Below are 3,084 nucleotides of genomic sequence, written 5' to 3'. Positions count from 1 at the left end.
GCGCTCTATCTCACCCCCTCGGCCGTCTCCCAGCAGCTGACGGCCCTGGAGCAGGAGACCGGTCACCGGCTGGTCGAGCGCAGCGCCAAGGGCGTACGGCTGACACCGGCCGGTGAGATCCTTCTCGGCCACACCAACGCCGTGCTCGCCCAGCTGGAGCGGGCCGAGGCGGAGCTCGCCGCGTACGGCTCGGGCGAGGCCGGCACGGTCACGGTCGCCGCGTTCGCGACCGGCATCGCCGAGGTCGTGGCCCCCGCCGTGGCGCGTCTGGCCGGTTCGGCGCCGGGCATCCGGATCCGCGTCCAGGACGCCGAGGGCGATGCCAGCCTCCCCATGGTCCTGGACCGGCAGGTCGACGTCGCGGTCGCCGTCGAGTACCGCGGCGCCCCACCGGCCGACGACCCCCGCCTCACCCACGTCCCGCTCTACGCCGAGCCGTTCGACGCGGTCGTCCCCGTCACCCACCGGCTCGCCGGCACGCCCGTGGTCCCCCTCGCCGAGCTGGCCAAGGACCCGTGGATCGGCCCCTACCCCGGCAACCCCTGCCACGACGTCGTCGTGCTGGCCTGCGAGAGCGCCGGATTCCAGCCCCGGCTGGAACACTCCTCCGACGACTTCCGCGCGGTCGTGGCCCTCGCCTCGGCCGACGCCGGCGTCGCCCTCGTCCCCCGCTCCGCCCTGCGCGGCATGGACCTGACCGGCGTGGTCGTGCGTCCCGTCGACGGTGTGGCACCCACCCGCCGGGTCTTCGCGGCGGTGCGGCGCGGAGCCGAGGAGCACCCCTTGATCCGCCCGGTGCTGGACGCACTGGGTGAGGCGTCACGGGCGTGAGCTTCCTGTAACGCGCTTGTCTCACATCAGGGTTAACGTCCCGCATATGAGACAGGAGGAGAACCTCGCCACGGACCCCGTCGACGCACGGCTCGCGGCCCGTCTGGGCGGGCTGCGTGCCGAACGAGGCTGGTCCCTGGGTGAGCTGGCGGAGCGCAGCGGAGTGAGCAGGTCGACCCTCTCCCGGACCGAACGGGCGGAGGTCAGCCCCACGGCCGCACTGCTCAACCGGCTGTGCCGTGTGTACGGGCGGACCATGTCCCAGCTGCTCAGCGAGGTGGAGTCGGCCCCCGCCCCGCTGGTGCGCGCCGCCGAGCAGACGGTGTGGGAGGACCGGGCAGCCGGGTTCGTACGGCGGTCGGTGTCGCCCCCGCACAGCGGGCTGCGCGGCGAACTCGTCGAGGGACGGCTCATCGCCGGGGCGGACATCGCCTACGACCGGCCGCCCGTGCCGGGACTCGAACAGCACATCTGGGTCCTGGAGGGCGCACTCGACGTGACCGCGGGGGACGCCGAGCACCGGCTCGGCGCCGGCGACTGCCTGCGGCTGCGGGTCTGGGGCCCGACGCGGTTCCGGTGCCCGGGGCCCGAGGGCGTGCGCTACGCGCTGGCGGTGGTGCTGCCGTGACGGTGACCCGACTGGACGCGGCCCGGGTCCGGGAGCGCGCCGAGGAGCTGGCCGAACTGCTCGCCGGCGTCGTGGCGGACGGGGCGTCGGTCGGCTTCCTCGCGCCGCTCGGCCTCGCGGAGGCCGTCGCCTGGTGGCACGGGAGGGCCGCCGAGGTGGCCGCGGGGCGGCTCGCGGTGTGGGCGGCCCGGGACGAGGGCGGGCGGGTGGCCGGAACGGTGAGTCTGGCCTTCCCCGACAAGCCCAACAGCCGGCACCGGGCCGAACTCGTCAAGCTGATGGTGCACCGGGAGGGACGGGGCAGGGGCCTCGGCCGCCGGCTTGTGACCACCGCCGAGGAGGCGGCCGCCGCGGCCGGGATCAGCCTGCTGCACCTGGACACCGAGACCGGCGGTTCCGCCGAGCGCCTCTACCGCTCGGCGGGCTGGACCAGGGCCGGCGTCATCCCGGACTACGCGGCGAGCCCCGGCGGAGAACTGCGGCCGACCACGCTCTACTACAAGCACCTGAGACCTCCGGCCAGGTGATTGTCAGTGCCGCGGGCTACGGTGCCTGTCATGCCGGATGCCGAAGACGTACGCCGTATCGCCCTGTCCCTGCCGGACACGACCGAGAAGATCGCCTGGAGCATGCCCACGTTCCGGGTCGCCGGAAAGATGTTCGCCACGCTGCCCGAGGAGGAGACCTCCATCGCCGTGCGCTGCCCCAAGGAGGAACGGGACGAGCTGGTGCTGGCGGAGCCGGAGAAGTTCTGGATCGCGGACCACGAGGCACAGTTCGCCTGGATCCGTGTCCGGCTCTCCGCGCTGGAGGACGATGAGGAGCTGCGGGACATCCTCACCGACTCCTGGCGTCAGGCGGCCCCGTCCCGACTCCTGGACTCCTACCCCGAGTTGGGGGCGGGCGACGAGTAAAACCCGTCGAACCGGGCCGGCGGCCGTGACATGATCCGGCGGCGGAAGCGGGATCCGGTGGGGGAGCGGGGCGGGATGACCGGGACGTCAGCACGGGGGAACATCGTTGCCGGAGCGCGGTCCGGCAAACGGCCTGAGGGGCGGGCCCGGCCCGTCTGGTCGCGCAACTTCGCGCTGTTCTTCGTGGCGCGGGCCGTCGCCCGGCTCGGGGACACCATGCTGACCGTGGCGCTCGCCGCAGGTCTGGTGCAGCACGGGTACGGCGCGGGCGCGGTCGGCCTCGCCATGGCCTCGAAGGCCGCCGCCTTCGCCGGACTCGTCGTCTTCGGCGGGGTGATCGCCGACCGGTTCGACACCCGCAGGCTGATGCTCGGCGCCGACCTGGTCCGGCTCGCCGTCCAGTCCCTCGCCGCCGCGCTCTTTCTGACCGGGCACGTGGTCCTGTGGCAGATCTGCGTGATCGGCCTGGTGGGCGGGGCGGCGGGCGCGGTCTTCCAGCCCGGCGTGGCGAGCACGGTGCCCCGGGTCGCCACCGACATCCAGGGCGCGAACGGCGCGATCCGTATCGCCGAGTCCGCCGCCCAGCTGGCGGGCCCCGCCGTCGCGGGCCTGCTGGTCGCCTTCACCTCCCCCGGCGGCGTGTTCGCGGCCGACGCCGCGACCTACGTGGTGAGCGCCCTGTGCCTGCTGCTGCTCCGGCTGCCCCCGGTG

General features: G+C 74.2%; 5 protein-coding genes. All 5 read left to right on the top strand.

The genetic code is table 11. The annotated features are described in order from the left end of the window. The coding region (locus ACFW2E_RS44285; protein WP_384477089.1) for a LysR family transcriptional regulator at window positions 1–831 on the top strand (831 nt) is incomplete at its 5' end. Between the two features lie 46 nt (window positions 832–877). Continuing rightward, window positions 878–1,459 carry a helix-turn-helix domain-containing protein gene (locus tag ACFW2E_RS44280; protein ID WP_384477086.1) on the top strand — a complete coding sequence of 194 codons (582 nt, stop codon included), beginning with the start codon at window positions 878–880 and terminating at the stop codon, window positions 1,457–1,459. Next, window positions 1,456–1,986: a GNAT family N-acetyltransferase gene (locus ACFW2E_RS44275; protein ID WP_384477083.1), complete on the top strand. Its 531-nt coding sequence runs from the start codon at window positions 1,456–1,458 to the stop codon at window positions 1,984–1,986. Before ACFW2E_RS44280 ends, ACFW2E_RS44275 begins: the two co-directional genes overlap by 4 nt. Window positions 1,987–2,016: 30 nt before the next feature. Next, on the top strand, window positions 2,017–2,373 hold the full coding sequence (locus tag ACFW2E_RS44270; protein WP_384477080.1) for an MmcQ/YjbR family DNA-binding protein: 357 nt from the start codon (window positions 2,017–2,019) through the stop codon (window positions 2,371–2,373). A gap of 75 nt (window positions 2,374–2,448) precedes the next feature. Beyond that, a partial coding sequence (locus ACFW2E_RS44265; protein WP_384477077.1) for an MFS transporter occupies window positions 2,449–3,084 on the top strand: 636 nt, incomplete at its 3' end.

Source organism: Streptomyces sp. NPDC058964, from assembly GCF_042741275.1.
Lineage (GTDB): Bacteria > Actinomycetota > Actinomycetes > Streptomycetales > Streptomycetaceae > Streptomyces.
This window is presented reverse-complemented; position numbering and strand designations above follow the sequence as displayed.